This window comes from Streptomyces sp. NPDC042259, from assembly GCF_055582085.1.
Genome location: NZ_JBVJDW010000002.1, coordinates 1,020,774 through 1,047,338 on the forward strand (window position 1 = coordinate 1,020,774; position 26,565 = coordinate 1,047,338).

General features: G+C 70.3%; 24 protein-coding genes and 1 pseudogene. 13 read left to right on the forward strand and 12 right to left on the reverse strand.

All coding sequences use genetic code 11. The features are described from left to right. The first annotated feature begins 152 nt into the window (after positions 1-152). Together hmgA and ACZ6MA_RS08885 are read left to right on the forward strand one after the other, a co-directional pair. Positions 153-1,493, forward strand: a complete 1,341-nt coding sequence (hmgA, locus tag ACZ6MA_RS08880; protein WP_469432196.1) for a homogentisate 1,2-dioxygenase — start codon at positions 153-155, stop codon at positions 1,491-1,493. 48 nt (positions 1,494-1,541) lie between these two features. Further along, positions 1,542-2,306, forward strand: coding sequence for a GntR family transcriptional regulator (locus tag ACZ6MA_RS08885; protein ID WP_469432198.1), 765 nt, complete (start codon positions 1,542-1,544; stop codon positions 2,304-2,306). Between the two features lie 180 nt (positions 2,307-2,486). On the opposite strand, the gene ACZ6MA_RS08890 is transcribed toward ACZ6MA_RS08885, so the two are convergent. Next, positions 2,487-2,750 carry a hypothetical protein gene (locus ACZ6MA_RS08890; protein WP_469432199.1) on the reverse strand — a complete coding sequence of 88 codons (264 nt, stop codon included), beginning with the start codon at positions 2,748-2,750 and terminating at the stop codon, positions 2,487-2,489. A 474-nt stretch (positions 2,751-3,224) separates the two neighbouring features. After that, positions 3,225-4,031, reverse strand: a complete 807-nt coding sequence (locus ACZ6MA_RS08895; RefSeq protein WP_469432200.1) for an SGNH/GDSL hydrolase family protein — start codon at positions 4,029-4,031, stop codon at positions 3,225-3,227. Positions 4,032-4,466: 435 nt separating this feature from the next. On the opposite strand from ACZ6MA_RS08895, the gene ACZ6MA_RS08900 reads away from it, so the two are divergent. The 6 genes from ACZ6MA_RS08900 to ACZ6MA_RS08925 all read left to right on the forward strand — a co-directional run bounded on the left by ACZ6MA_RS08900 (position 4,467) and on the right by ACZ6MA_RS08925 (position 12,956). After that, on the forward strand, positions 4,467-4,895 hold the full coding sequence (locus tag ACZ6MA_RS08900) for a hypothetical protein (RefSeq protein ID WP_469432201.1): 429 nt from the start codon (positions 4,467-4,469) through the stop codon (positions 4,893-4,895). A 1-nt stretch (position 4,896) separates the two neighbouring features. After that, positions 4,897-5,991: a GNAT family N-acetyltransferase gene (locus ACZ6MA_RS08905; RefSeq protein WP_469432202.1), complete on the forward strand. Its 1,095-nt coding sequence runs from the start codon at positions 4,897-4,899 to the stop codon at positions 5,989-5,991. Between the two features lie 405 nt (positions 5,992-6,396). Next, the gene (locus ACZ6MA_RS08910; protein ID WP_469432204.1) at positions 6,397-7,215 is read left to right on the forward strand and encodes a glycosyltransferase family 2 protein; all 819 of its coding nucleotides are present in this window, start codon (positions 6,397-6,399) and stop codon (positions 7,213-7,215) included. A gap of 41 nt (positions 7,216-7,256) precedes the next feature. Beyond that, on the forward strand, positions 7,257-8,321 hold the full coding sequence (locus ACZ6MA_RS08915; RefSeq protein WP_469432205.1) for a glycosyltransferase family 2 protein: 1,065 nt from the start codon (positions 7,257-7,259) through the stop codon (positions 8,319-8,321). Beyond that, complete coding sequence (locus ACZ6MA_RS08920; RefSeq protein ID WP_469432207.1) at positions 8,318-9,118, forward strand: polysaccharide deacetylase family protein; 801 nt, start codon at positions 8,318-8,320, stop codon at positions 9,116-9,118. Before ACZ6MA_RS08915 ends, ACZ6MA_RS08920 begins: the two co-directional genes overlap by 4 nt. Beyond that, entirely contained in the window at positions 9,111-12,956 is a 3,846-nt protein-coding gene (locus ACZ6MA_RS08925; RefSeq protein ID WP_469432209.1) for a lipopolysaccharide biosynthesis protein, read from the forward strand. The genes ACZ6MA_RS08920 and ACZ6MA_RS08925 overlap by 8 nt, the downstream gene beginning before the upstream one ends. A 52-nt stretch (positions 12,957-13,008) precedes the next feature. On the opposite strand, the pseudogene ACZ6MA_RS08930 reads toward ACZ6MA_RS08925, so the two are convergent. The 9 genes and pseudogenes from ACZ6MA_RS08930 to ACZ6MA_RS08970 form a co-directional block, all read right to left on the reverse strand. Next, positions 13,009-13,197 (reverse strand): annotated as a pseudogene (locus tag ACZ6MA_RS08930) (GNAT family N-acetyltransferase); the annotation flags it as partial. Positions 13,198-13,372: 175 nt separating this feature from the next. Next, the gene (locus ACZ6MA_RS08935) at positions 13,373-14,824 is read right to left on the reverse strand and encodes a phytoene desaturase family protein (protein WP_469432211.1); all 1,452 of its coding nucleotides are present in this window, start codon (positions 14,822-14,824) and stop codon (positions 13,373-13,375) included. Then, the gene (locus ACZ6MA_RS08940) at positions 14,821-16,524 is read right to left on the reverse strand and encodes an ABC transporter ATP-binding protein (protein WP_469432213.1); all 1,704 of its coding nucleotides are present in this window, start codon (positions 16,522-16,524) and stop codon (positions 14,821-14,823) included. The genes ACZ6MA_RS08935 and ACZ6MA_RS08940 overlap by 4 nt, the downstream gene beginning before the upstream one ends. Continuing rightward, positions 16,521-17,285, reverse strand: a complete 765-nt coding sequence (locus ACZ6MA_RS08945) for a class I SAM-dependent methyltransferase (RefSeq protein ID WP_469432215.1) — start codon at positions 17,283-17,285, stop codon at positions 16,521-16,523. The genes ACZ6MA_RS08940 and ACZ6MA_RS08945 overlap by 4 nt, the downstream gene beginning before the upstream one ends. Then, on the reverse strand, positions 17,282-17,443 hold the full coding sequence (locus ACZ6MA_RS08950) for a hypothetical protein (RefSeq protein ID WP_469432217.1): 162 nt from the start codon (positions 17,441-17,443) through the stop codon (positions 17,282-17,284). Before ACZ6MA_RS08950 ends, ACZ6MA_RS08945 begins: the two co-directional genes overlap by 4 nt. Next, positions 17,440-18,042: a hypothetical protein gene (locus ACZ6MA_RS08955; RefSeq protein ID WP_469432305.1), complete on the reverse strand. Its 603-nt coding sequence runs from the start codon at positions 18,040-18,042 to the stop codon at positions 17,440-17,442. The genes ACZ6MA_RS08950 and ACZ6MA_RS08955 overlap by 4 nt, the downstream gene beginning before the upstream one ends. Before the next feature lie 5 nt (positions 18,043-18,047). Continuing rightward, positions 18,048-19,898: an alpha/beta fold hydrolase gene (locus tag ACZ6MA_RS08960; RefSeq protein WP_469432219.1), complete on the reverse strand. Its 1,851-nt coding sequence runs from the start codon at positions 19,896-19,898 to the stop codon at positions 18,048-18,050. 176 nt (positions 19,899-20,074) lie between these two features. Then, on the reverse strand, positions 20,075-20,233 hold the full coding sequence (locus tag ACZ6MA_RS08965) for a hypothetical protein (RefSeq protein ID WP_469432220.1): 159 nt from the start codon (positions 20,231-20,233) through the stop codon (positions 20,075-20,077). Between the two features lie 58 nt (positions 20,234-20,291). After that, positions 20,292-20,495, reverse strand: a complete 204-nt coding sequence (locus tag ACZ6MA_RS08970) for a hypothetical protein (RefSeq protein WP_469432221.1) — start codon at positions 20,493-20,495, stop codon at positions 20,292-20,294. Between the two features lie 319 nt (positions 20,496-20,814). Between ACZ6MA_RS08970 and ACZ6MA_RS08975 the strand changes: the two genes are divergently transcribed. From ACZ6MA_RS08975 to ACZ6MA_RS08995, 5 genes are read left to right on the forward strand one after another with little or no spacing between them, the layout of a single operon-like run. Next, positions 20,815-21,771 (forward strand): ABC transporter ATP-binding protein, encoded by a 957-nt coding sequence (locus ACZ6MA_RS08975; protein ID WP_469432223.1) that lies wholly within the window; start codon positions 20,815-20,817, stop codon positions 21,769-21,771. Further along, positions 21,768-22,535, forward strand: coding sequence for an ABC transporter permease (locus tag ACZ6MA_RS08980; RefSeq protein ID WP_469432224.1), 768 nt, complete (start codon positions 21,768-21,770; stop codon positions 22,533-22,535). Before ACZ6MA_RS08975 ends, ACZ6MA_RS08980 begins: the two co-directional genes overlap by 4 nt. 28 nt (positions 22,536-22,563) lie before the next feature. Continuing rightward, positions 22,564-23,751, forward strand: coding sequence for a sensor histidine kinase (locus ACZ6MA_RS08985; protein WP_469432225.1), 1,188 nt, complete (start codon positions 22,564-22,566; stop codon positions 23,749-23,751). After that, complete coding sequence (locus ACZ6MA_RS08990; RefSeq protein ID WP_469432227.1) at positions 23,748-24,353, forward strand: response regulator; 606 nt, start codon at positions 23,748-23,750, stop codon at positions 24,351-24,353. The genes ACZ6MA_RS08985 and ACZ6MA_RS08990 overlap by 4 nt, the downstream gene beginning before the upstream one ends. 19 nt (positions 24,354-24,372) lie before the next feature. Continuing rightward, the gene (locus ACZ6MA_RS08995; RefSeq protein WP_469432229.1) at positions 24,373-25,035 is read left to right on the forward strand and encodes a GOLPH3/VPS74 family protein; all 663 of its coding nucleotides are present in this window, start codon (positions 24,373-24,375) and stop codon (positions 25,033-25,035) included. 170 nt (positions 25,036-25,205) lie between these two features. Here ACZ6MA_RS08995 and ACZ6MA_RS09000 read toward each other — a convergent pair whose 3' ends face one another. Beyond that, the gene (locus tag ACZ6MA_RS09000; protein WP_469432231.1) at positions 25,206-26,564 is read right to left on the reverse strand and encodes a xylan 1,4-beta-xylosidase; all 1,359 of its coding nucleotides are present in this window, start codon (positions 26,562-26,564) and stop codon (positions 25,206-25,208) included. Position 26,565 lies beyond the last annotated feature (1 nt).

The window sequence follows — 26,565 nt, forward strand, 5'->3', positions numbered from 1 at the left end:
CAATCGCCGGACGGGCTCGAATCGAGCCCGTCCGGCGATTGAGGACACAGCACAGCAAACCCGTCCGACGCCACGGGGAATTGATCCATTGACGTGCCCCGGATGGAATCCTACGGTCTTCCATAGGAATCCACCGGCAGCGGGAGCACGCGATGAGCGGTACGGGCAACGACCAGGCGCGTAAGACGGCCGAAGGGCTGGTCCACTCGTCCGGCTTCGGCAATGAACACAGCACCGAAGCGGTCCCGGGGGCGCTGCCGCACGGCCGCAACTCACCGCAGCGGGCGCCGCTGGGGCTGTATGCGGAGCAGCTGAGCGGCACCGCGTTCACCGAGCCCCGGCACAGCAACCAGCGCTCGTGGCTCTACCGCATCCGCCCGTCCGCCGTGCACCCGCCGTTCACCCGGATCGACAACGGCGGGCTGCGCAGCGCGCCGTTCACCGAGACCGTCCCGGACCCCAACCGACTGCGCTGGGACCCGCTGCCCGAGCCCGCCCCGGGCACGGACTTCCTCGCCGGGCTGTGGACCCTCGGCGGCAACGGCGACGTCACCCAGCGCACAGGCATGGCCGTGCACCTCTACGCCGCCAACACCTCGATGACCGACCGGGTGTTCAGCGACGCCGACGGCGAGCTGCTGATCGTCCCCCAGCGCGGCGGGCTGCTGCTGCGCACCGAGTTCGGTCTGCTGCGCGCCGAGCCGGGACACGTGGCGCTGATCCCGCGCGGCGTGCGCTTCCGGGTGGAGCTGCTGGACCCCGAGGCCCGCGGTTACGTCTGCGAGAACTACGGCCGGCCGTTCGTCCTCCCCGACCTCGGCCCGATCGGTGCCAACGGTCTGGCCAACGCGCGTGACTTCCTCGCTCCCGTCGCCGCCTTCGAGGACGTCGAGGGCCCGGTCCAGGTGATCAACAAGTTCTGTGGCAACCTCTGGTCGGCGACATACGGGCACTCGCCGCTGGACGTCGTCGCCTGGCACGGCAACCTCACCCCGTACGTCTACGACCTGCGCCGTTTCAATGTGATCGGCACGATCAGCTACGACCACCCCGACCCGTCGATCTTCACGGTCCTCACCTCGCCGTCCGACACCCCGGGCCTGGCCGGTGTCGACTTCGTGGTCTTCGCACCGCGCTGGCTGGTCGGCGAGGACACCTTCCGGCCGCCGTACTTCCACCGGAACGTGATGAGCGAGTACATGGGGCTGATCGAGGGCGCGTACGACGCGAAGACCGCCGGCAAGGGTGGATTCGTACCCGGCGGCGGCTCGCTGCACAACATGATGTCCGCGCACGGCCCGGACCGGGACACCTTCGACAAGGCGAGCGCGGCCGAGCTGCGGCCGCAGAAGGTGGACGACGGGCTGGCGTTCATGTTCGAGACGCGCTGGCCGGTGACGGCGACCGAGCAGGCGCGGACCGCGGGGCATCTGCAGAAGGGGTACGACGAGGTGTGGCAGGGTCTGGAGCGCCATTGGGGCTCCGGGGCGTGACCCCCGGCAGGACCCCGCCGTCAGTGCCGCAGTAGAGCCGGAGTTCCCGTGACCACCTTCGCCCCCGACTCCCTCGCGCTCAACCGCAAGCTGCCGCTCTGGTATCAGGTGTCGCAGTCCCTGCGTGCCTCGATACTCGGGCGGCGGCCGCACGACCCGCTGCGGCTGCCCACCGAGGACGCCCTCGCCGAGCACTACGGCGTCAGCGTGCTCACCATGCGGCAGGCGCTCAAGGAGCTGGAGGCGGAGGGGCTGATCAGCCGCCACCGCAGGCGCGGCACGTTCATCGAACCGAGCGCCCGGCGCGGCTCGCCGGTACGGCTGCTCGGCTCGGTGGACACGATCGTGGCCCAGCAGTCCGGGGAACACACCTCCGTGCTGGGCCACGGCCCGGTGCCGGTCCCCGCCGACCTGGCCGAGCACTTCCCGGACATCGACGAGGCGGTGGCCTACCGGCGGCTGCGCTGCGACGAGAAGTCGGGCGAGCCGACGAACTGGGCGGAGAACCTCGTCCGCCCCGAGCTGGCCGAGCGCATCGACCTCGCGGACCTCGCCCGCTGGCCGATGACGAAGGTGCTGCGCGACGCGGTCGGGGTGCGCATCAGCCGCATCACCGACACCGTCGAGGCGCGCCTGGCGGACCCGGAGACGGCCCGGCTGCTCAAGGTGCCGCTGCTCAGCCCGATCCTGCACTACACGGGCGTCACCTACGACGAGACCGGCCGCGCAGTCGACGTCGCGCGCATCCGGTACCGCGGGGACCGGTTCTCGTTCACCGTCACTCTCGAAGCCGACTGCGCGGCCGCCGACTGAGCGAGGACACGCCCGCAGGACGCTCGGCGCCGCGGACGGACGGGAACCGCCGCGCGGGCGAACCGGCGGCCCACAGCCGAAACGCCGATGGCCGACCCCCGGGGAAGGGGGTGCGACCATCGGCGCTGTGCCGGGTCGGTGGGGCTGCCGGGCTCCGAGGTACGGGGGCCGGGCCCCGGGTCAGCTGTGGTTGCCGAACAGCGAACGGCGAAGCCGTCGCAGCGGTGCGAACAGCGAGACCCTGGCGGTCCGGCTCTGCTTGGTGCGCGCACGGTCACGCGCGGTCAGCTCGCGCATCAGCACCGTCGCGCCCTCCACCTCGCGCTGCGGCAGGGCGGGCCCGCCCAGCACGGCGAGATGACGGTCGAGACGCGCGCTGGAAGCGCTGTTTCCGCAGTTGATGGCAGGCATACGTGGCCTGCCGCGCATTGCTATCTGATCCATTTGAGACTCCCCACCCGTACGAGGCACCCGGCCCAGGCAGAGTAACCCTATCGCCCCATCGCGTCACCCGCGCATCGGGAACCCGGATTCACCACCCCGTCAAGGGCGTTGACGGCCCTGGCGCGAACCTGCCGTCACGGAGGGCGAGTTGATGAGGCGAAAGCAGTGACGAACCGGCGGTAATCACACTCCGTTGTGGTGCATTTAACCTGAATTGCTCGGTTGCGGGAACGCGGGGCGCCCGGCCGGAAAACCGGCCGGGAAGGGCGGGTGGAACGGCGCGTCGGCCCCGGCGGGCGGGGCGCGGGCGCCAGGACGTGGTATGAGTCACGACCACCGGCCGCCTTGCCGCCCGCGGCGGCGGGCGTCCCTGCGGGCGCGTCCTCAAGCGCCGGACGGGCTTGACGTGGCTCAGCTCGGCCAAACCGGCCCGTCCGGCACTTGAGGACACAGCACAGCAGCCGAGGGCGCGGCTCAGGCCGCCGAGGTGAAGACCGGCAGGTAGCCGCCGGACTGTCCCGAGGCGGTGGGGTGGTACGACTCGTCGACGGGCAGCGTCACGCTGTGCAGCCACGCGTTGCCGGAGCAGATCTCGTGGCCGGCGAAGGTGGAGTTCACGTCACCGAAGGTGAAGCCGTGGTCGGCGGCGCGCTTGGCCAGGACGGTGTTGAGGTGGTCGGCTGCGCCGTTGATGGCGATCCGTTTGGTGTCGCCCAGGCCGCCGATACAGCCGCCGCCGATCCGGTAGAAGCGTGGATACCCCAGCACGACGACGCGGGCGGCCGGCGCCTTGGCCTTGATCGCGGAGTAGACGGAGTCGAGCTGCCCGGGGAGGGTGTTCTCGATGTACGTACGGGCCTGGGCGACCCGGGTCTGGCAGGCGCTGTCCGAGCTGAGGACGCACGTCGACATGGTGTCGGCGAACCCGGCGTCGTTGCCGCCGACGCTGATGCTGACGAGTCCGGTCGAGGCGTTGAGCGGGGTCAGCTGCCGACTGAGAACATCACCCGTTCGGGCGCCCGAACAGGCGGTGAACGCGAAGCTCGCGGGCGCGTGCGCGGCGGCCCAGAGCGCCGGGTAGGCCTTGCTGCTGCGCTTGCAGTCGCCACTGGAGGCGAGGTATCCGCCGGCCCCGACCCCCGCGGAATAGGAGTCACCGAGGGCCACATAGGCGGGAGTTGCGGATCTCTCCACCGCCTGTGCGGCCCCGGCCCCGGTGAGGGCGAAGACGGCGGCGAGGGCGAACGCGGAAACGGAGCCGGTGAGCGTGGACAGTTTCATGGAACCTCCCATAGCAGGGTTTCGGCCACGTCCGTCGTAGCAGCCACCCCCGCAACAATGGAAGTGTCCATGCCAAAATCAGGGAACAGCGGTCCCATTCATGGCCTTTGCGTGTCAGGTCTATGACATTCCGCTTCCCGTGCGCGCCCCGCACCGCCCCCGCGCGGCCCCGGTGGCCGGAGGGTGTCGGCCCACGTCGGCGTCCGTTCGGGTGTCACCGTCGCCCGGCGTCCCCCATACGCCCCAACGGGCTCCACGCGGCGCGAGGTTGACGACACGGGACCGTGGTGCCGTGTTCACCTGAGGGACGGCATCCGGTCATACCGCGGCACGATGACCGGAGCCCGTTCGTACGGCCTACACACCTTGACGCGCCTCCGTCGACTGCGCGACATTGAAGCCCGGCATCCGGCGCTTCGGGGGGCAAAGTCGCCAATGCAGAACGTCACCGATCCCACGGAACTCGACCAGGCCGACGACCCCGTCGGCAGGAGAACGCGCACAGCCGCATCCCTTCCCATGGTCGCCGGCGCCGCCGTCGCCATCGCGGGGGTCGGAGCCGTGCTGGCGCTCGCCGACATCGGCTCGCCGCTGCGCGCGCCGCTCACCCTCTTCTTCCTGCTCGTGGCACCGGCGGGCGCCGTGGGGGCGGCCCTGCGCGGTCTCGACCCGCTGAGCCGCTCGGTCGTCGCGGCGGGCGGGGCGGTCGCCATCGATCTCCTGGTCGCCCAGACCATGCTCGCGCTGCACGCCTGGAGCGTGCGGGGTGGGGTGGCCGCGGTCGCGGCCGTCAGCCTGACGCTGTTCCTGCTGGCGCACGCACGCCGCCTTCGGGGCGGCGCGCCGCGAAGCCGGGTCGTCTGAAGTGGACATCCGGGTGCACCGGCCCGGTGACCTCACGGCGGCGGACCGGGCGGCCTGGTCCGCCATGCAGCGGCGTGCCGTGCTCGACGGTTCGCCCCAGCTCGCGAACCCCTTTCTCGCACCGGAGTTCACGCTCGCCGTCGGCAGGGCACGGCACGGCGCGCGGATCGCGGTGATGCGGGAGGACGGTGAGCCGGTGGCCTTCTTTCCGTACCAGCGCACTCCCCTGGGCGTGGGCCGGGCGATCGGCCTCGGCGTCTCCGACGCCCAGGGCCTCGTCCACCGGCCCGGATTCCATTGGGACGCACGGGAGTTGCTGCAGGCCTGCGGGTTGTCCGTCTGGGAGTTCGACCACCTGGTCGAGGGGCAGAAGCCGTTCGAGATGGCGGCCTCCGGGGCGTTCGCCTCACCGGTCATCGATGTGGACCAGGGCTTCGAGCGGTATCTGACGACACTGCGCAAGCAGCGGCCGAAGTTCGTCCGGGCGACACGCGCCAAGGAGCGCCGGCTCGCGCGCAACGTCGGCGAGGTGCGGTACGTGCACGACGAGCGCGATCCGGCCGTCCTGCGGACGCTGATCGGATGGAAATCGGCGCAGTATCGAAGAACAGGGCGCAGTGACCGTTTCGCGCGCCCCTGGATCTGCCGGCTGGTCGATCAGCTCTTCCACACCCGCACCACGTCGTTCGCGGGCCTGCTGTCGGTGCTCTACGCGGGCGGCCGGCCGGTGGCGGCGCACTTCGGACCGCGTTCGCGAACGGTGCTGTCCTGTTGGTTTCCGGCGTACGACCCGGAGTTCGGAAGGTACTCCCCCGGGTTGCTGCTGCATCTGCGGATGGCGGAGGGGGCCGCCGCGGAGGGCCTGGGCTATGTGGATCTGGGGCGGGGCGAGAAGGAGTACAAGGACTCCCTCAAGACACGCGAACTCCGCGTGTGCGAGGGGTGGGTGATGCGCCGTCACCCGGTGGCGTTCGGGCACCGCGCACGCCGGGCGCCCCTGAGGGCGCTCCGCAACACCGTGGTGTCACGGCCCGGTCTCTTCGAGCCGGCGGACCGGCTTCTCAAACGCATGGGGAGCCTGCGCGAAGGTAGTTGAGGCGCACGAAATTCGAATGCGCCGTCGACACAGATCACCAATACCCGACACCTCGAACGCGGCGGGAAAACACCAAAGGAGGAGTCACCGCGGCAGCTCTTGCCATACAGTCTCAAGCATCAATACCGTCGTACATCCACCCGCAACGGTCCATCATGCAAAGCGGCACTAGGGGAGGGCTCAAGCGTCGCGATGGTGTCCGGAGCGGGGCGCGGTAGGGGGTAGCCGCGCTCGGCCTTCACCGTGTGCCGAGTCGCGTGCCGCGCGGCCAGCAACACTTGCCAACTCACCCTGTCCGTACGGCCATCCATTCCGTGCGGGCCAAGGTGAGTACCCCCTTTTCGACCCGGAAAACCACCGGACCGCTCTGGGCGGGCGGTCCACCGGACGAGAGGGAGACAGTACATGAGTTCTTTTCTGCGCCCAGCGGCCGAACAAGATCCATCGATAAGCGGTCGCTACCGCCCGGTCACCTCACATTTCGCCATCGCACCACCGGTCAGCGTCGTCATCCCGGCGATGAACGAGGCGGAAAACCTGCCGTACGTGTTCAAGACGTTGCCCGAGTGGATTCACGAAGTGGTCCTCGTCGACGGCAATTCGACCGACGACACCGTGCGGGTCGCCCGCGACCTGTGGCCGGACGTCAAGGTCGTCGAACAGCTCGGCAAGGGCAAGGGGGATGCCCTGATCACGGGCTTCGCGGCCTGCACGGGCGAGATCATCGTCATGGTCGACGCGGACGGCTCCGCGGACGGCAACGAGATCGTCAGCTATGTCTCCGCGCTCGTCGGTGGCGCGGACTTCGCCAAGGGCTCTCGATTCGCCAACGGGGGCGGCACTGACGACATGACGTTGATCCGGAAGCTCGGCAACCGGGTCCTGACCTCCATCGTCAATCACAAGTTCGGGGCACGCTATACCGATCTGTGCTACGGCTACAACGCGTTCTGGAAGCGCTGCCTGGACGAACTCGCCCTGGACTGCGCGGGTTTCGAGGTGGAGACGTTGATGAACATCAGAGTGGCCAAAGCGGGGCTGCGGGTACAGGAGATTCCCAGCCATGAGTTCGTCCGCATCCACGGCACCAGCAATCTACGGGCCGTGCGCGACGGACTACGGGTGCTGCATGTGATTCTGCGTGAACACGGTGCAAAACGGCTCCGAAGCCGCCCGCCGCGGCTCGCGATCGCGCCGGCCGCGAGCCGGGGGGAGGTGTCTTGAAACCTCCACCGGCCGGGCCAGGTGGGGCACCTGACGTCTCTGTGGTCATCTGCGTCTACACCGAGGACCGGTGGGACGACATCCTCGCGGCGGTGGCTTCGGTGCGCGCGCAGTCACGGCCCGCACTGGAGACGCTGATCGTCGTGGACCACAATCCCGCCCTGCTGCGCCGGCTCGCCAAGGCCTATGACGACGACGGCGCCGGGGGCGCGCCGGACCGGGTGCGGGTGCTCGCCAACGCGGGCCCCCGCGGTCTGTCGGCGGGCCGCAACACGGGCATCGCGGCATCGACGGGCGAGGTCGTCGCCTTCCTCGACGACGATGCGGTGGCCGAGCGGGACTGGCTGCGGTACTTCGCCGAGGCCTACGCCGACCCCCGGGTCATGGCGGTGGGCGGGCGCACCCTGCCCGTGTGGGAGTCCCGGCGCAGACCCGTGTGGTTCCCGGCCGAGTTCGACTGGGTCGTGGGCTGTACATATTTGGGGCTGCCGCCCGGGCGCACCGAGGTCCGCAACGTCCTCGGGGGCAACGCCTCCTTCCGCAGGTCGGCGCTGGCCGTGGTGGGCGGGTTCGCCAACGGCATCGGCCGCGACGGCGACCGGCTGCCGCTGGGCTGCGAGGAGACGGAGCTGTGCATCCGGCTGACCCGGGCCCTACCGGACGCGCTGCTGTTGATCGACGACCGCTCGGTGATCCATCACCGGGTGCCCGCCGCCCGTGAGCGATTCGCCTATTTCCGCACGCGGGCGTACGCGGAGGGGCTGTCCAAGGCGCTCGTGGCACGCAGCGTCGGCGCCCGGGCGGGGCTGGAGACGGAGCGCCGGTACACCACCCGGGTGCTGCCCGCCGGTATCGCGCGAGGGCTCCGCGACGCGCTGCTCGGCCGGCCCGGGGGTGCGGGCCGGGCGGGGGCGATCGTGGCCGGCGTGGCCGCCGCGGCCGGGGGCTACGCGCTCGGCACCGTCCGGGCACGCCGGGGCGGCGAACGGTTCGCGCTGGCGGCCGTACCGGGCACCGGGGGCCGACCCGGGCCGCTGTCCGCCCCCGCGGGCACGGCCCCGGCCCGCCCCGCGCCCGGGGCGGCAGGGGAGAGGACCGAGGTATGAACGGGGGTCCGGTGCCCATACTGATGTATCACGCGGTGGCGCACACGCCCTCGCGGGCGGCGCACGCGCTGTCGGTGTCACCGGCCGCGTTCGGCGAGCAGCTGCGGCTGCTCGCCGAACGGCGGTTCACCCCGGTGACCGCCGGGCACCTGGCATCCGCTTGGCGCGAGGGCCGCGCGCTGCCCCCGAACCCGGTCCTGATCACCTTCGACGACGGCTATGAGGGCGTGCACCGCCACGCCCTGCCGGTCCTCCTCGAGCACGGTTTCGCGGCAACGCTGTTCGCCTCCACCGGATGGGTGCGCGGGACGCACGAGACGGGTGGGGCGCTGGATCTCATGCTCAGCTGGGACCAGGTCCGCGAGCTGGCCGGGGCCGGGCTGGAGATCGGCGGTCACAGCCATACCCACCCACAGCTCGACCAACTCGCCGACGACTCACTGCGGTTCGAGGTGGAACGCTGCCGGGACGTACTGACGTGGGAACTCGGCCGTCCGCCGGTGTCCTTCGCCTACCCTTACGGCTATTCGAGCCGTCGGGTGCGAAGCGCCGTGCGGACGGCCGGTTTCGGCGTCTCGCTGGCCGTGGGCAACGCCCTGGCCGCGCGGCGGCAGGGTCCGTACGCACTGGAGCGCGTCACCGTGGGCCGTTCGACCACGATCGACGAGTTCGAACGGCTCGTCGAGGGCCGGGGCGTCGGCCGTCACTTCGCCGGGGACCGCGCGTTGACCAAGGGTTACGCCGTGGTTCGCAGAACTCGACAGATCATGAGGAAGGTAAACGAAGTCCGTGTCTGACACGTCCACCCGGGCCGAGGAACGGGAGGCACAGAGTCCGGTGAGCCGCAGACTGCGGCTCCCGGGGCGCGGCGGCAGCAGCCCACTGTTCCGCAACGCCTTCGCCCTGATGCTCAACACGGGCATCAGTGCCGTCCTCGGTGTGGGCTACTGGCTGATCGCCGCCCGGTACTACACCCCGGCCGCGGTCGGCCAGGGCTCCGCGGCCATCGCCGCGATGAAGCTGCTCGCGGGGCTCACCGCGATCACCCTCACCGGGGCGCTGGCCCGTTTCATCCCCGTGGCCGGCCGGTCGACCGGCCGCCTCGTCCTGCGTACCTACGCGGGGAGTTCGGCCGTCGTCGCCGTCGCGGCCGGAGTCTTCCTGTCCACACTGGACCTCTGGGGTCCCTCCTACCGCTCTCTGCACGGAGTGCTGCCCGGTCTCGGGTTCGTCGTGGCGGTCGTCGCCTGGTCCCTGCTCACCCTCCAGGACGGGGTGCTGACCGGGCTGCGCAGCGCCTTCTGGGTGCCGGTGGGCAATACGGTGTTCTCCGCGGCCAAGCTGGCCCTGCTGGTGGCGCTGGCCACGGCGCTGCCGGGAGCCGGGGTGTTCACGTCCTGGGTCGTCTCCATCGGCGTGTCGGTGCTGCCGCTGGGCTGGCTGGTCTTCCGCCGGCTCGTGCCGCGACACGCCCTGGCCACCGCGAAGACGGCCCGGCCCCCCACCTACCGGGAGATGGGCCGCTTCCTCGCCGGGGACTACACCGGGTCGCTGTTCTCCCTGGCCGTGGTCTATCTGGTGCCGGTGATCGTCGCCTCGCAGGTCAGCTCCACCAACAACGCGTACTTCTACATCGCCACCACCATCGGTGGCACGGTGAACCTGCTCGCCATCAATATGGGCGCCTCCCTGACCGTCGAGGGCTCGCACGACCCGGCCCGGCTGGCGGAGAACTGCCGGGCGGCGCTGCGCCGGATGGCCAAGATCATGGTTCCTGTCTGTGTGCTGCTCTTCCTCCTCGCGCCCTATGTGCTGCGGGTCTTCGGGCAGGGCTACGCGGACGCGGCCACGCCGCTGCTGCGGTGGTTCGCCGTGGGGGCGGCGCTGCGGGTGGTGATGGAGGTGTACTTCGCGGTGCTGCGGGCCCAGAGCCGGACGGCCGGGCTCGCCTATCTCCAGGGGCTGCTGTGTGTCCTGGTGCTGGGGCTGACGCTGCTGCTGCTTCCCCGGCTGGGTCTGGCGGGCGCGGGGGTCGCGGAGGTCGTCAGCCTCGCGGTGATCGCCTCGATCTCGGCGGTCAGGCTCCGCGCCGTCCTCAGGGAGCAGGCGGCCACCCCGCCCCGCTCCCCCGGCGCCGCGCCCGACGGTGATCTCGCGGATCTGGCGGCCCGCGGTGACCGGCGGGCGGACCGGCGGGGCCGCCCGGGTTTTAGCCACGGCCGCGGGGCGGCGGCCGGGACGGATCGCGACGGCGGCGGCTACGGCACCCGCTGGGCGCTGCGTGCCGCGCTGGACGCGGACACGATGCCGCTGGGCGTGCGGCTGGACTTCGACCACTTGGAGAGGCGCCCCGATCTCCGGCACACCCCCGAGGCGGTACCGATGCCCTCCGTAGTCCCCTCCGAGCCGGACAAGCCGCGTACGGCGGCCGCCGCCTCGGCGGCCGCGTCGGTCGCCGCCCCGGCGTCGAGCGGCCCGTCCGCGGCGGTCCCTCCGGCCGGGCCGGCCGGTGCTTCGTCGGCCTCCTCGGCCTCGACGGCCGCGTCCGTCCCCGCGGCCTCCGAGGTGTCCGCGCTTCCCGAGGGCCCGGGGGCGCCTCCCGCGTCCGCCCGCGCGCGGCTGGGGGCGCGCGGGCCGTGGTGGCGGGGCCCGGAGGCCGGGATCTGGTCGCTGCTGGGCGTCGCCCTGGCGTTGTACTGGGTGCCGCTGGGCTCCCTCGGGGAGTCCGACCTGGATGGCATGGGCGGGCTCGGCCTGGTGTCCGTGCTCCCCGTGGCGACGGTGCTGGGGGCCGCGCTGCTGGTGGTGGCGTTCGCGTCCGCGCTGTGGCTGGACCGGCCGCGCCACGGGCTGCTGACCGCGCTCCTGCTGGTGACGGTGGTGTCCCTGCACGCCGTGCCCGCGCTGCTGGAGGACCAGCCGCGCTTCGCGACGGCCTGGCAGCACCTCGGTTTCCTGGACTACATCGACCGGACCGGGACGGCCGCGCCGGACCTCGACGCCCGCTGGAGCTGGCCCGGCTTCTTCGCCCTGGCCGCCCTCGCCGCCCGGGCCTGCGGGGTGAGCGACCTGACCGAGGTGCTGCGCTGGTGGCCGACGGCCGTCTCCCTGCTGTGCCTCGCGCCGCTGGCGCTGCTGCTGAGAGCCGTACGGGCGGGCTGGCGGGCGAAGTGGACGGCGTTATGGCTGTTCGCGCTGTGCGGCTGGGTCGGACAGGACTACTTCTCGCCCCAGGCGCTGAACTACTTCATCTATCTGCTGTTCGTCGCCGTGCTGCTGGTGTGGTTCCGCTGGCCCCGGCAGCTGCGCGGCAAGCTGGCCCCGGGCGAGGCCGAGGTCGCGCCCGTCGGCCGCCGGCAGCAGGGGGTGCTGCTGGCGCTGCTCATCGCCCTCTTCGCGGCCTCGGTGGCCAGTCACCAGCTGACCCCCTTCGTGATGCTGGGCGTGCTGACCGTGCTGGTGCTCACGCGCCGCTCGACACTGACCGGGCTGCCGCTGCTGTGTGGCGTGATGCTGGCGGTGTGGGTGGGGTTCCTCGCGGAGCCGTACTGGTCGGGGCACTTCGACGAGCTGTTCGGCGGGCTGGGCTCGCTGGGCGGCAATGTGTCCTCGTCCGTCTCGGGCCGCATCGAGGGGGGCAGCAGCACCCACAAGCTGGTGCTGTACACCCGGGTCGCGCTCGCGGGCGGCGTGCTGGCCTTCGCCGCGTTCGGCTGGTGGCGGCGCCGGCGGTCCGGGCGCGCCGACACCGCGCTCCTGGTCCTGACGGCTGTTCCCTTCCTGGCCTTCGGCATGCAGTCGTACGGCGGCGAAGTGGCCCTGCGGGTCTTTCTCTTCGCACTGCCCGGTGCCTGCGTCCTCGCCGCCCTCGCGATCTTCCCCCGTACGGGAACGGCACCGGGCCGCACCGCCGCGGGGCCGCTCGCCGCGTTGCTGGCGGGGCTGGTGCTCATCTTCGGCTTCCTGGTGGCGCGTTGGGGCAATGAGCCCTTCGAGCGGGTGCGGCCCGGTGAGGTCGCCGCGATGGAGTACGTGTACGAGCACGACCGGCCGACCGTCCGGCTGCTGTGGATGAGCCAGGACCCCGTCAACAGCGTGACGCCCGCGATGCCGTGGGGCGCCCGCGACATGGAGCGGGTGACGTACGAACCGACGCAGGCACCGCGCGATCCGGTCCTGGTGGACGGCCTGGTCGGCGCGCTGCGGAAGGCCGGCCCCAACTCCTATCTCATGGTCAACCGAGGCCAGTCCGTCACCCTCCAGCTGGACGCGGGCTACGCCGTCACCTGGGAGCCGCGCCTGCTGCGCTCGCTCGACCGCCGTCCCGAACTGCGCCGGGTGCTCTCCAACGACGACGCGGTGCTGTACGAGCTGTCCCGGCCGTCCCCCGGCCCGGCCTCGGAACCCCGGCCGGGCCCGCCCGGGCCGCGCGTGACATGGACACCGATGTCGGTGATCGGCGGGCTGGCGGCCCTGGCGCTGATGCTGCTCCTCACGGCCCGGGAGCTGACACGGGTCACCGCACGACCCGGCGTACGGCAACTGCGCTGGCTCCAGGGTTCGTACTGGTTCGCGCTGCCGCTGCTGGCGCTGTTGCTGGTGTCGTTGGCGGTGCGGCTCGCGACGATCTCCTGAGCAGGTGGCTGGGGGTAAGAGCGCCGAAAGGCCCGGGTTCAGTCCAGCGTCAGCGCGCCCAGCCCCGGCTCTGCTTTTCCTCCGCGATGTTGCGACGCCAGAGTCCGGAGCGGAAGTCGGTGCCTTCGCCGGTCCAGTCGATGTCGAAGAAGGCCATGAGGAACCCGATGACCTCGTCGCCATCGCAGATGAGCCGGGGCCAGGCGATGCCGGGGTTGACGTATGCCTCGGCGAGCGACTTTGCCGACCGGCTGTGCCGCCTGCGGCGGCGAGCGCCCTGCGGGCGCGTCCTCAAGCGCCGGACGGGCTTGATTCAAGCCCGTCCGGCGTTTGAGGACACAGCACGGCAAGCCCGTCCGGCGCTTGAGGACACCACCGCGTGCGGTGGTACGCCTCCGTGATCCGCCGGACAGGCCCTAGCCACCACCGAGCGCCGGCGGTGTGCGGATGCCGAATTCGCGACGGAGCGCCGACCGGGCCGCGAGGTACCCGGACATGCCGTGCACACCGGGACCGGGCGGGGTGGAGGCGGAGCAGAGGTACACGCCCGGCAGCGGAGTGCGATAGGGGTCGATGCGTGGGGTGGGGCGTAGAAGGGACTGTTTGAGGGTGATGGCGCCGGCCCCGATGTCTCCGCCCACGTAGTTCGGGTTGTACGCCTCGTACGCGGCCGCCGTGATGCCGCGCTGGGCGATAATGGTGTCGGTGAATCCCGGTGCGTAACGCTCGATGCGCGCGCGCACCGTCTCCACCGGGTCGGTGCCGTCGCCGTTCGGGACGTGCGCGTATGCCCAGACGGGCCGCTTGCCGGGCCGGGCCCGCTCCGGATCGGTAACCGCCGGGTCGACCAGGAGCACGAACGGCTCGGAGGTGGCGACGCCTCTCGCGGTCAGCGTCTCCTGCCGGAACATGTCCGCCTGTGTGCCGCCGAGATGCACCGTTCCGGCTTTGCCGACTTCCGGGTCGGCCCAGGGGATCGGGTCGGACACCAGGAAGTCGACCTTGGCGGCCGCCGGGCCGTAGCGGAAATCGGCGAGGCCGCGCGCGTAACGGGCGGGCAGGCGGCCGCCTGCCATCCGCGCGAAGCCTTTCGGGCTTGTGTCGAGGAACACCGCTTTCGCGTGCCCGAGTTCACGTAGGTCCTCGATGTGCCGACCGGTGTGCAGCTTCCCGCCGTGCGCGGTGATGTCGGCGGCCAGCACCTCGGCGATCCGGGCACTCCCGCCGCGCGGGACCGGCCAGCCGGTGCCGTGCGCGAGGTGGCCCAGCAGCATGGCGATCGCCGCGGACGCGAGGCTCGGCAGCTTCCCGACCGCGTGCGCGGCGACACCGGTCAACAACGCCTTCGCCCGTCCGCCGGTGAACTGCCGTGCGGCGGACGGGCCGCCGTGCGCCAGCACCCTGGGCGCGAGCAGCAGCGCGGCGGCCGGGTCCCGCGGCATGCTGCTCCGGCCGGACAGCATGAGATCGACGAGGCCTTCGCTGTGGTCCAGCAACGGGCCCATGAGCCGGCGCCATCGCCGTCCGTCGGGGCCGAGGTGCTCGCAGGTGGCGTCCAGATCCCGGTAGGAGAGTGCGGCGTCACCGGCGTCGAGGGGGTGTGCGTAGCTGATCTCGGGGTGGAGCAGCTCGACACCACGCGCACCGAGGTCGAACTCCCGGAAGAACCGGGAGGCCGCCGCCATCGGATGCACGGCCGCGCAGATGTCGTGCACGATGTCTTCGTCGAAGAGGGGCTCGGTGCGCAGCCCCCCGCCGATGGTGTCGCGGGCTTCGTAGAGCTCCACGGTCAGGCCGGCCCGGGCGAGTGTGACGGCGGCGGCGAGGCCGTTGGGCCCCGTGCCGACGACGAGGGCGTCCGCCGTCATGCGGCGGCCTCCCGGTCGCCGGCGAGCCGCTGGTACAGGTCGTCGGTGGTGGTGAGTTCCGTGTGGGTGCCGGTGGCGCGCACGCCGCCCTGCTCGAGCACGATGATCTGGCTCGCCTGGGTGATCGTGGAGATGCGGTGGGCGATGGCGATGACCGCGCAGGTGTCGGAGACGGCGGAGATGGTGTCCCGCAGGGCGGCCTCGGCCTGGCTGTCGAGGTTGGCCGTGGCTTCGTCCAGCAGGATGATGCGGGGCTTTTGCAGGAGGGTGCGGGCAATGGCCAGACGTTGCTTCTGGCCGCCGGACAGCCCGCTGCCACGCTCGCCCAGCTCGGTTTCCAGTCCGTCGGGCAGGGCGTTGACGACGTCGCTCAGGTGGGCCATGTCCAGTACGTCGGCGATGTCGGCGTCGCTCGCGTCGGGGGCGGCGTAGGTGAGGTTGTCGCGGATGGTGCCCCGCATGAGGATGTGGTCCTGCTCGACGTAACCGATCAGGCCGCGTATCTGCTCCAGAGGCATGCCGGCGATGTCCGTGCCGCCCAGGCGAACGGTTCCCGAGCTGGGCTGGTGGAAGCGTTCGATGAGCTGGAAGACGGTGGTCTTGCCGCCTCCGGAGGGCCCGACGATCGCGGTGAGCCCCTTGTCGGGGACGGTGAAGGACACCTCGTCGAGGACGGGTTCCTCGCTGCCGGGGTAGGAGAAGGTGACCCGGTCGAAGGTGACCGCGTGGTTCTGGACGGCCACCGGGGCGGAGCCGGGGGCGTACTCCTCCTGCTCGATGCCGGCCAGTTCACCGATGCGGTCCAGGGCCGCGCGGCCCTGCTGGAACTGCGCGATCGACATGAACAGCATCACCAGCGGCGACACCAGGTAGAACAGATACATCATGAACGAGGTCAGGTCCGCGGCCGGCATCGCGCCGGTGGCGACGCGGGCCATGCCCCAGGCGATGACGACCGTCAGCGCGATCTGCGTACCGACGTTCATGGCGGGCGTGAGCATCGCGGACAGCGCCGAGACCCGGACGCCGGAGCGGCGCGCCCGCTGCGCGTAACCGGTGATGCGTTCGGCCTCGCGGTCTTCGGCACGCGATGCCTTGACCGTGGTCATCGCGCCCAACACCCGCATCAGCGCGGATCCGAAGTCGCTGGTGTCCTCGCGGTTGGTCAAGGACACCTTGCGCACCCGGCGGGCCAGCAGCAGGGAGACGACGCTGGCGGCGCCCAGACACAGGAGGGTCGCGACGAGCAGCATCGGGTCGATCCAGGCCATGAGCGCGATGCCGCCCACGACCATGAAGGCGCTGGTGACGATCTGCGCGAGCGCCTGTGCCATGCAGATGCGGGCGAGGGAGGTGTCGGTGACCATCCGGGTGAACACATCGCCGTGCTCCCACCGGTCGAAGGCGGCGGTCCGTGAGCGCAGCAGCCGCGCGGTGAGGATGCTGCGGATGTCGAAGACGATGTCCTCGCCGGCCCTGCCGATCGCGTAGGCGTGGGTGGCCGCGAGAGTGGCGTCGGTGACGAACAGGGCGGCCGCGAGCAGGATCGGCATGACGAGCGACTCGTCGGCGGCGACGGCCTTGACCATTTCCCCGATGGCCAGCGGCTGTGCCAGCGAGGCGGCCGCACCGAGGACGCCGAGGACGGTGCCCGCCAGCAGGAGCGTTCGATGCCGGCGGGCGATGTGCCACACGTTCACCGTGCGGGCTTGACGTAGGTGGATATGAACATCGGCGCCCGCTCGCTGTAGGGCGCGTCGTCCCATGAGGCGCCCCGGTGTTCGGGCTCCAGTCCGGCGGTCCGGGCGTAGACGTCGACCTCGTCCGGCGTGGTGAGGCGGGACATCTCAGAGCCCACCTTGGTGGTGCCGTCGGACTCGTACCAGATGTGGGAGCAGTGCCACAGATCACCTTCGGGCAGCAAGGTGGAATGCGTCTGGAGACCGGTGCCCGGCTCCGGGTAGGGGGCGAAGTAGGTGTCCCGGCTGCGTCCTTCGTGGAGCGCGAGGATCGCGGACTTGTTGTGTGTCTCGATGACGAGCCTGCCGCCCGGGATCAGGAGGTCGGCGGCCCGGAGGATGGCCTGCTGCTGCTCTTCCGCGGTGAGCAGCATGGACAGGGTGCCGCACACGCAGTACACGAGGCCGAACCGCCGGTCGGCGGTGAAGGTGCGGATGTCGCCGTGCACCGGCTCCACGCGGTCGCCCGCTTCGGGGTCGGCGCGCAGCGCGGCCAGCATCTCCGCGGACGAGTCCACACCGGTGAGAGGGCCGACGTGAGCGGCCAGGGGGATGGCGATGCGGCCGGTGCCGACGCCGAACTCGAGGGTGCCGGCCGACGGGTCGGGGTGGAGCGAGGCTATCTTCTTCGCGGTCTCGGCCGCGGACGCGCCCTTCGGGAAGAGCCGGTCGTACCAGCCGTCGAACTGGCGGCCGTAGCCGATGTCGTCGATGTCGTTCACTGGCGCTTCTTCTTCCTGTTCATTTCCAGGCCGAGGGCCAGGACCAGAGCGATTCCGACGCCCATGGCAGCCGGGTAGTTGATGACGTCGGCGACGAGCAGGTACACCAGGACGGCGACGGCGACGAGGACACAGACGGCTACCAGCACCTTGTTCATCGGTGCGCTCCCTCCCTTCCGACGGCGGCCTCGACGGGCGCGGCCGCTTCGGGGTCCAGCGGTGTGTAGGGCGACACGAAGACCACCTCGGGGTTTTCGCTCTTGTCGTACCCGGTGGCGCGAGCCAGGGCGAATTGGAAGCCCTTGATGTCCCGCGCGTCCTCCTGCTCGTGGATCGTGGCCCGCAGGTACGCGGTCAGTGTGCGGTAGCCGGCCGTACGCAGGATGACGGGGAAGCCCTTGTCGATGACGTGCAGGATCTCGGTGCAGATATCGAAGATCGCCTTCTCCGGGCGCCGCGTGGGGAACCACACGAGTTGCCGCACCTTCCGGCCGGCGATGACGTCCACGCCTTTCCACAGCGAAGGCTCGTCGTTCGTACCGAGGGTGCGATAGAGGAGGTGGTAGTCGTGCACGGCCGGCGTGGGGGCGAAGAAGCGCCAGTTCGGGAGCACCGAGAAGGTGTCCTTCAGCGTGAGCCGGTTGAACATCCGGTTCGGGTGCTGGACGGCGACGGTGCCGACCAGCATGGCGGCTCCCGCGATGCGCCACGCGGCGCCCGGCCCCGAGAACATGGCGGCGGGAATCCGGCTTGGCATCCGTGTCACTGGACCGCTCCTTCGCGTGCGTTCTCCTTCGGCTCATCGGTCAGGGTCGCGTCGAAGAACCCGACGACGCGCTCCGCCACTTGGTGGGCGAAGCGGCTGTGGGTCAGCAGGGTGTCGTGGTCCGATCCCTCGATCACCACCGTCTCCGCCCGGTGTTCCCCGCCCCGGTGGGCGGCGGCCAGCTCGTTGTGCATCAGCAATTGGTCCGGGTCCCGGTCGACGGTCTGCTGCGCCGACACCACCAGAGCGTGCGCCCCTACCTTCTCCAGCTCACCGCTGAAGGCGCGGAATTCGGCATGCACGGCATCCCATTCCCGGAGCCCCGCCGCCCACATCCGTACGTCCGCGCACTGGGCGAAGGCCCGCGTGCGATAGGCGGTCGGAAGCGCGTCCACCCACGTGGGGCGGGCCATGAGGATCCCGGTACCGGCCCGCAGGAACCACACCATGTGGACGAGGGACTCGCGCAGCCGCTCGGCGGTGTTGCTCTGCTGCTGTGACCGGTTCAGCTCATCGGGGTGGGAGGAGTCGAGATAGACGACGCCGTGTACGCGGTCCCCGAGCCGGAGCGCGGCCCGGCGGGCGATCTCGCCGCCGAGCGAATGCCCGACGAGGATCACCTTCCGGCTCTCCGCGACGGCACCGCGGACGAGGTCGACGAGGTCCTCGACGGACTCCGAGAGCCGGTAGGGCGAGGCCGACTTGTAGCGGCTTCCCGCGTATCCGGCACGGGCGTATGTGATGACGCCGTAGCCGGTCTCCTTGGCCAGCTGCTCCGTCACCCAGGAGTAGTGCTCGGACGTCGCGATCATGCCCGCCGCGAACACCATCACCGGCTTGTCGCCGTCACCGTGGGACTGGACCTCGTACTGGAGCTCGTTGCCCTGCCGGGTGGTCAGGAAGTCGGATGTGTGCCACCCCTCGAGCGTGCGCAGGCGTCGCTGGGCGGCGACCAGTCCCGCCACCGCCACCGCACCGCCCATCAGGGCAGCGGCGACCGGCAGCACACGGTCGTCGCGCCCCTTGACCGCCTGGTGCCTCCTGGGAGCGGAGGTGTAGGCCACCATCGGATGCATGGCCACGAAGGAGGTCACGAAGCGTCCCAGGCCCATGAAGTACCCGTTGGCGAGGTGAAAGGCGGCGGCGCTGCCGATCACGGGGCGGGCCAGGCGTCCGCCGGCCACGTAGGCGAGCGGGAACAGGCACTCCAGCGCCAGCACGCCGTGCGTCAGGAGGCGTGCGGCCCGCGGGTGGTTCTGGGTCCACTGGAACATGGGCTCATGGCCGTAGGTCTTGGTACGCATGATTCCGCCCAGGGCGGAGGCGTCCCGCCACGGCTTGCCGAGCAGCTTCACCCAGCCGGAGATCACGTAGGACAGGTTGGCTTGCAGTGCCACGTACCAGATGAGGGCGTCCTTGGCCTCCGGCGACTTCACCAGGCGAGCGGCTCCGGTGGCGGTCTGCACCAGGATGGCCACCTGGTCGGAGCCGTCGGTGCCGTAGCGGTGCCGGGGATAGAGCATCGCGGAGGTCGTGCCGAGGAAGAGGCTGCCGGCGCCGCGCCGGCGGGACGAACCCGGAAGCAGCATCCCGGCGCTGACGGCCGCGCGGGCGACGTGCAGGGCGACCGTGGTTCTGGGCCCGCTGACGACGTCGAGCATCTTTCGGACCAGCGGAGTGGAGACGGCTTGTACGTCCTTGACGATGGCCCAGTCGTTCAATCCCCCCTGCCGCATTTCCTTGCTTTGTGAGAGGTATTCGAGCGATGAGGTCAGTGTGGTGACCGCGGCTATCCGCTCGGACAGGGCCACAGCGCCGTCCCGGGACACCGGGACAGGACCGAACACCGCAGAGGCGATCCTTTTTGCGAATCTCACAGGGTTCCCTTCATAACCGCCCTGTAGGACGACTCCCGTAGAGTGGATAAGGGTCTGCCGGGCCAGAACGCATCTCTGGCCCGGCAGACATGTAAGCGGCGGACACCAAGCCCCTGCGTGTTCGTGTTACGGGGCGAGGCCGGCTATCAGCCGCGGCCCGCTTCGAACGCGCCGACGACGGCGGAAGAGACCGCTACGCCGCCCAGGAACGCCGCCGGAGTGGCCAGAACCGGAGTGGCGTCGGGGAAGACCGTGCCCTCGTTGGGAATCTGCAGCTCGTTGAGCGCGTCGATGATGTCGTTCATGTGTTGCCTCCCTTCGGATGAATCGGTCGATCGGTGATCGACGATGTGGTGAGTGAGGTCAGCCGATGGCCCGGCCGAGCGCGTAGGCGCCGCCGACCAGGGTCGCGCCACCGACGGCCGCACCGACGACCTTGGCGCCGCCGAGCGCCGCGAGAGCGGCGGCGGGGGTGGCGAGGACCGGGGACTGCTCGGTGGCGGACCGGCCGTCCTCGAGCCGGCCGAGGTCCAGCTTCTCGTTGACGTACGAAACGATCTCCGTCATGGGACGTTCCCATCTCTAGATATGTCCGACCCCCACGGAAGCGTGGGAGTCCGTCGGCCACCGATACCGGCGCCGAAGTCTTGGGCATCGCAGTGCAATTGACGGGGTATCGGCTTCGGCTGTTGGGGCGATCACCGCGCCGACAGGCCGGATACAAGCATCAACGCCAACCCCGTCCGTATGACGCAGATCACATCGCTACTAGGGAATGAGGTAGTCCATTTACTGACATGCGTCACGGTCGCCCATGACGTCTGTCACACGAAGGCATGACAGTTCTCACCTGTTCAACTGCAGTTCGTGAGCGACGATTTGAGGCATGGACACCAGCGCCACACGGAATGTGATAGAGGTCACAGACCTCTGGAGGCGGTACGGACCCTCCGGTGCACAGGGCTTCGCGGCCGTACGCGGCGTCGAGTTCACCGTCGCGCGGGGCGAGATCTTCGCCCTCCTCGGAACCAACGGTGCGGGCAAGACCTCCACCGTCGAACTCCTCGAAGGCCTCGCCCGCCCGACCGGCGGCACCATTCGCCTGTTCGGGACGCACGACCCCTTTCGGGACCGCAAACACACCCGCCCGCGCACCGGCGTCATGCTTCAACACGGGGGGTTCCTCACCGACCTCTCGGCCGAGGAGTCCGTCCGCATGTGGGCGAGCGTCACCACCGCCCCCCGCCCCGTCGCGGAAGCCCTCGACATGGTCGGTCTGTCCCTTCGCAAGGACGTGGCGGTCAAGAACCTCTCAGGCGGCGAGAAACGGCGCCTGGACCTCGCCATGGCCACCCTGGGCCGGCCCGACCTGCTGTTCCTGGACGAGCCGACCACCGGCATGGACCCCGAAGGCCGCCACGACACCTGGCAGATCATCAAGCAGCTCAACGACGACGGCGCCACCATCGTGCTGACCACGCACTACTTGGAGGAGGCCGAACAACTCGCCGACCATTTGGCGATCATGCACCAGGGGGAGATCGCGGCAGCCGGAACGGTGGCCGACATCGTCACCGCGCACCCTTCCACCCTCACCTTCCGCCTGCCGCCCGGCTTCGGCCCGGAGGACCTTCCCGCACCGACGGATCTCCGGGCCACGGTGACCACCGGCAAGGAAGGGCGCACTCATCTGTCCACCCAGGACCTTCAGCACACCACGACGGAAGTCCTGATCTGGGCACGCCACAAGGGCATCGATCTGGGTGAACTCGACGCCAGCTCGGCGTCCTTGGAAGAAGCGTTCTTACGCATCGCCAGGACCGGCACGAAGGACACCGCATGAGCACCGCCGTCGCCCATCTCGCCGCGCTCGGCCGGGTCGAACTCGCTCTCTTCGCCCGCAGCAAGACCAACCTGGTCAACGTGCTGGTCATCCCCGTGATGATCATCCTCGGCACGTCGACGTTCATGGACCGGTACGACCTCGCCGGTGCCGGACTGGGCATGGGCCAGGTGATGATCGCCACCTCCGCCGGCATCATCCTCGTGATGGCCGTCTACGCCCCCCTCATGGGCGTCTACGTCATCCGCCGCGAGGATCATCTCCTCAAGCGGCTGCGCACCGGCGAGGTCACCGACATCGTCATCCTCTCCAGTGCCGCCGCCCCCATGGCCCTGGCGGCCTTGGTCCAGTTCGCCGTGATCGCCACGGCCATCTCGGTCGTCGCCGACACGGGAGCACCGGCGGCACCGCATCTGGCGGTCCTGGGCATCGTTCTCGGGACCGTCCTGACGACCGCCGCGGCCGCGCTCAGCACGGCCCTCGCCCGCACCGCCGAGAGCGCACAAGGCGTGAGTACCGTCGGCTTTCTCGTTCTCCTGCTGACTTCTGGCACCCTCATTCCCATGGACGTCCTGCCGGGCATCGTCGGCGACATCCTCCGATTCTTCCCGCTCAGCCCGGCGATCGGTCTGGTCCAGGCCGGATGGACCGGAGAGGGGGCGGGGTTGGCCGACTCGGTGGTCGGCGTCGTGACCCTGCTCGTCTGGACCGCCCTGGCTGCCTGGGGGGTGCGGCGCTGGTTCCGCTGGGAACCCAGAGGTTGATCGAATAGCCGGGGGGAAGGGAGGCGGGATGGAGATCTCGCAGCACCGCAACAATGTGAAGCAAGCCACGGTCTACACCCAATGGATGCTCTGCTCCATGCCCTGGCTCTTCCTCGCTTCCCTGCTGTGGCCGCTCGTGGCCGATCTGCGCACCGGCCATGCGCCCGTCGCGGCGGCACTGGCGGCAGCGGCGCTCACGGCCCTCCAGGGAATCGGTGCCTCCGCCGCCGTCGCCTACGTCATCGGACGCCAGACCCAGCCGAAACCACTGATCAGCGGTATCGCCGCCCTTACGGCGCTCGAACTCGCGCTGGTGCCGTACCTGTACGACATGGGATGGCTGACCAAGGCGCATCCGATCGCCACCGGATCACTCGTGGTCGCGCTGCCGCTGGCCTTCTCCTTGTCCGCCACAGCCAATCTGCGCCTCTACGGTGCGGTGGCGCTCACCGAGACCGCCGCCGCCGCTTGCGTCACCCTCTACCTCGATCCTCGGACGACGCTCCCCACCCTGGCCATCACACTGGCGGGCTGGGGCGTCGTCGGTGTGCTGATGCGGTCGTCGGTGTGGTTCCTGTCCGTCCTGTGGCAGCTGAACGCGGCGCGCGAGTCACAAGCCCGCCTCGTCCTCGCCGAAGAACGTCTCCGCTTCGCCCGGGACCTGCATGACGTGATCGGCCGGAATCTGTCGGTCATCGCCCTCAAGGGTGAACTGGCCGCCCGGCTGACGGAGGACCCCAAGGCCGAAGCGGAGATGGTGGAGATCCAGCGGCTGGCACGCGAAATGCACAAGGAGATCAGAGACGTCGTCCGGAACTACCGGACCGCCGACCTCACGGCCGAACTCGCCGGTGCCCGCGCCGTCCTGGAAGCGGCCGGAGCCGACTGCCACATTCACCAAACCGTCCCGACGGACGAGATCGAGGAGAGCACCCGGATTCTGCTGGGCTGGGTCGTCAGAGAAGCCGTCACCAACGTGCTGCGTCATTCCCGAGCCGGCCAGTGCACCATCACCGTGACCCGCTCCGATACCGAAGGAACGCGATTACAAGTGACCAACGACGGTACGCGGCCGGACAACAGCCCCGGCAGCGGGACCGGCCTGGACGGGCTGGTCCAGCGACTCGCCCCGCTCGGCGGCACCCTCCACCACGGCCCCGGTCCGAAGAACACCTATCACCTCATCGCCCGTATACCGAATGAGGCAGCGCGATGATCCGTGTCCTCCTCGCCGACGACGAGCACCTCATCCGCGGCGCCCTGGCCGCCCTGCTGGCCTTCGAACTCGACCTCGAGGTGGTCGCCGAGGCGTCGACCGGCCCCGAGGCCCTGGCCATGGCCCGCCATCATCAGCCCGATGTGGCCGTTCTGGACCTCCAGATGCCGGGCAAGGACGGCATCACCGTCGCGGAGGACCTCGGCCGCGTGCTTCCCGCCTGCCGGGCCCTGATCGTCACCAGCCACGGTCTGCCCGGTCATCTCAAGCGTGCGCTCACCTCCGGAGTGCAGGGGTTCGTGTCCAAGACCGTGTCGGCCCAGGAGCTCGCCTCGATCATCCGCAACGTCCACAACGGAAACCGGTACATCGACCCCGCCCTGGCCGCCGACGCCATCGGCGCCGGTGACTCCCCCCTCACCTCCCGGGAGACAGACCTCCTCACCCTGGCCGCCGACGGCGCGCCGATCGAGGAGATCGCCGAGCGGGCCGCGCTGGCGCAGGGCACCGTCCGCAACTACTTGTCCGCGGTCACGACCAAACTCGGCGTCGAGAACCGGCATGCCGCCGCGCACCTCGCCCGCCAACGTGGCTGGATCTGACGTGCTGAAAGGAACACCGATGGAAACCACCCTGGGTGAGCAGCTCCTCCTGCTGTCGCTGGATGACGAGTGGGGCTACGGGCGGGAGCCGGGTAGGACCGCGTGGGCGATCGCCGCCGCCTCGCTGGTGGAGCTGGCGCTGGCCGACCGGATCGAGGTCACCGGTGAGGTGGTCTCCGTCCGCGACCCGGCGCCGCTCGGTGTGCCGTGCCTCGACGCCCAACTCGCCGAGATCGTCGCGTCGGACAAGCCCGGCACGGTCAAGCACTGGATGCAGCACCTGAAGAAGGCCGCGGTGGCCGGAGCGAGCCAGGGCCTGCGGGAGAAGGGGCTGGTCCGGGAGGAGACCAAGAAGGTGCTGGGGCTCTTCCCCGTCCGCCGCTACCCGGAGGCCGACGGTTCCGTGGAGGTCGCGCTGCGCCGGCGGCTGACGGCGGTCGTTCTCCACGGAGCGGACCCCGACGAGCGTACGGCGAGCCTGGTGGCCCTGGTCCACGGCGCGAAGCTGCACCGGCTGGCCTTCCCCGACGCCGACGCGCGCGCCGTCGAGGCGGGTACGGCGGCTGTGGCACGCGGACAGTGGGCGGCACCGGCCGTGCGCCGGGTCGTCGACGCGGCGCAGAACCTGCTGACCGTCATCGTCACCACCACGGCCGCGGGGGCAGTCATCTCCGAGAGCTGAGGCGGGGCCCGTCCGGCGGATCATGGAGGCGCACCACCGCTGCGCGGCGGTGTCCTCAATCGCCGGACGGGCTGGTGGTAACTGGGCTCAGCCAAACCAGCCCGTCCGGCGCTTGAGGACACAGCACAGCAGCCCGTCCGGCGCTTGAGGACACAGCACAGCAGCCCGCCCTAGGGCACCCAGCGGACCTCGTAGGCCTTCAGGTCAAGGAGGCGGCCGTCCACTCGGGCCGAGACAGGCTGATTCCGGGTGTTGACAACCAGCAGCGTCTCGTCCGTGGCGAGTGCGCGGACGCCGGAGGCGCCCCCGGTGTCGACCTCGCGGAACTCGGAACCGGGCGGGAACTCCTTGGCGAACCGGGTGAGCAGGTCCATCATCGGCAGTTCCTTCCCCCCGTCGGCCAGTTCCGTGCTGCGCCACAGACAGCCGGGGCAATACGCGCTCTGCTCCTGCGGGTTCCAGTAGAAGGCCGCGGCGGCGCCCGAGCCGGCCAGTTGCGTCATCGCGGTGGCCTGGACGGCGAGGCGGTGCTGTTCGGTCCATCCCCTTCGGTCGTCATTGCCGTCGGCGGGCTCCACGTACCACTCGGCCCACCAGACCGGCAGCCCGGTGGTCTTTCTGAGCCAGTTCGTGACGTCGGCGAACTTGGTCGTGGCGCCGAATTCGTCGGGGTGGAACTGCTCGGTCTCCCGGGTGTAGCTGGAGCCGTCGACGACGACGAAGTCGGCGCCCGTCTTGTGCTTGTTCCAGTAGGTGACGGCGTCGAGGGACCGCTGGTCGACGACTCCCCAGGGGCCGCGCAGCGAGGACGCGTTGGCCTTGGAGCCGGGGGCCTCGCTGTCCATGACGACATAGGGGCCACCGACGAGGTTGTTCTTGTTCTGCTTCTTCAGCTCGGCGCGGACGAGGTTGTACAGCTCGGTATAGCCCTCGTAGTCCCAGCGGTTCTTGGATTCGTCGAAGAAACCCTTGAGTTCGTTCCAGACGATGAAATGACGTATATCCGGATAACGCTTGGCCACCACTCCGGCGAGCTTCGCGAAGTCCTTGTAGTACTTCGGGTCGGGAGCGGTCTCCAACGATTTCTGGGACCAGTCCGTCCGCTGTCCGCCGCCCTTCATCCAGTCGGGGGCGCAGCACAGCGTGAGCACCGGCGTCCCGGCTGATCTTCGCATCAGCGCGACACGCCGGTCCAGGTCGGCGAAGTTGTACACGCCCGGCTTGGGCTCGGGGTTGTCCACCCCCCAGCCCATGATGTGCTGGTTCTGCGACACGGGGTCGGAGGCGAGGAGCTTTCCGGCGGCCTCGCGGGCGCCGGCGTCGCCGCGGTCGGCGCTGTACTGCGTGTGCGTGAACCCCCAGCCGACGGCCGTGCCCCGGTGGGTCTCCATCTCACCGCCGCGCGGCTGGAGGACGCCGCCGCACATGGCCACCAGCAGCGCGAGGACGGGCAGGGTGAGACCGAGCAGCGCGGCGACTCCCCACCGCCCCGCCCGGGACAATCCGCGGCTCGTCTGATGACGTCCCATC

Excerpts from the sequence above, each read along its gene's own strand:
- hmgA (WP_469432196.1), top strand. The coding sequence starts at position 153 with ATGAGCGGTACGGGCAACGACCAGGCGCGTAAGACGGCCGAAGGGCTG.
- ACZ6MA_RS08890 (WP_469432199.1), bottom strand. The coding sequence starts at position 2,750 with ATGGATCAGATAGCAATGCGCGGCAGGCCACGTATGCCTGCCATCAAC.
- ACZ6MA_RS08895 (WP_469432200.1), bottom strand. The coding sequence starts at position 4,031 with ATGAAACTGTCCACGCTCACCGGCTCCGTTTCCGCGTTCGCCCTCGCC.
- ACZ6MA_RS08900 (WP_469432201.1), top strand. The coding sequence starts at position 4,467 with ATGCAGAACGTCACCGATCCCACGGAACTCGACCAGGCCGACGACCCC.
- ACZ6MA_RS08910 (WP_469432204.1), top strand. The coding sequence starts at position 6,397 with ATGAGTTCTTTTCTGCGCCCAGCGGCCGAACAAGATCCATCGATAAGC.
- ACZ6MA_RS08920 (WP_469432207.1), top strand. The coding sequence starts at position 8,318 with ATGAACGGGGGTCCGGTGCCCATACTGATGTATCACGCGGTGGCGCAC.
- ACZ6MA_RS08935 (WP_469432211.1), bottom strand. The coding sequence starts at position 14,824 with ATGACGGCGGACGCCCTCGTCGTCGGCACGGGGCCCAACGGCCTCGCC.
- ACZ6MA_RS08950 (WP_469432217.1), bottom strand. The coding sequence starts at position 17,443 with ATGAACAAGGTGCTGGTAGCCGTCTGTGTCCTCGTCGCCGTCGCCGTC.
- ACZ6MA_RS08955 (WP_469432305.1), bottom strand. The coding sequence starts at position 18,042 with ATGCCAAGCCGGATTCCCGCCGCCATGTTCTCGGGGCCGGGCGCCGCG.
- ACZ6MA_RS08965 (WP_469432220.1), bottom strand. The coding sequence starts at position 20,233 with ATGAACGACATCATCGACGCGCTCAACGAGCTGCAGATTCCCAACGAG.
- ACZ6MA_RS08970 (WP_469432221.1), bottom strand. The coding sequence starts at position 20,495 with ATGACGGAGATCGTTTCGTACGTCAACGAGAAGCTGGACCTCGGCCGG.
- ACZ6MA_RS08975 (WP_469432223.1), top strand. The coding sequence starts at position 20,815 with ATGGACACCAGCGCCACACGGAATGTGATAGAGGTCACAGACCTCTGG.
- ACZ6MA_RS08980 (WP_469432224.1), top strand. The coding sequence starts at position 21,768 with ATGAGCACCGCCGTCGCCCATCTCGCCGCGCTCGGCCGGGTCGAACTC.
- ACZ6MA_RS08985 (WP_469432225.1), top strand. The coding sequence starts at position 22,564 with ATGGAGATCTCGCAGCACCGCAACAATGTGAAGCAAGCCACGGTCTAC.
- ACZ6MA_RS08990 (WP_469432227.1), top strand. The coding sequence starts at position 23,748 with ATGATCCGTGTCCTCCTCGCCGACGACGAGCACCTCATCCGCGGCGCC.
- ACZ6MA_RS08995 (WP_469432229.1), top strand. The coding sequence starts at position 24,373 with ATGGAAACCACCCTGGGTGAGCAGCTCCTCCTGCTGTCGCTGGATGAC.
- ACZ6MA_RS09000 (WP_469432231.1), bottom strand. The coding sequence starts at position 26,564 with ATGGGACGTCATCAGACGAGCCGCGGATTGTCCCGGGCGGGGCGGTGG.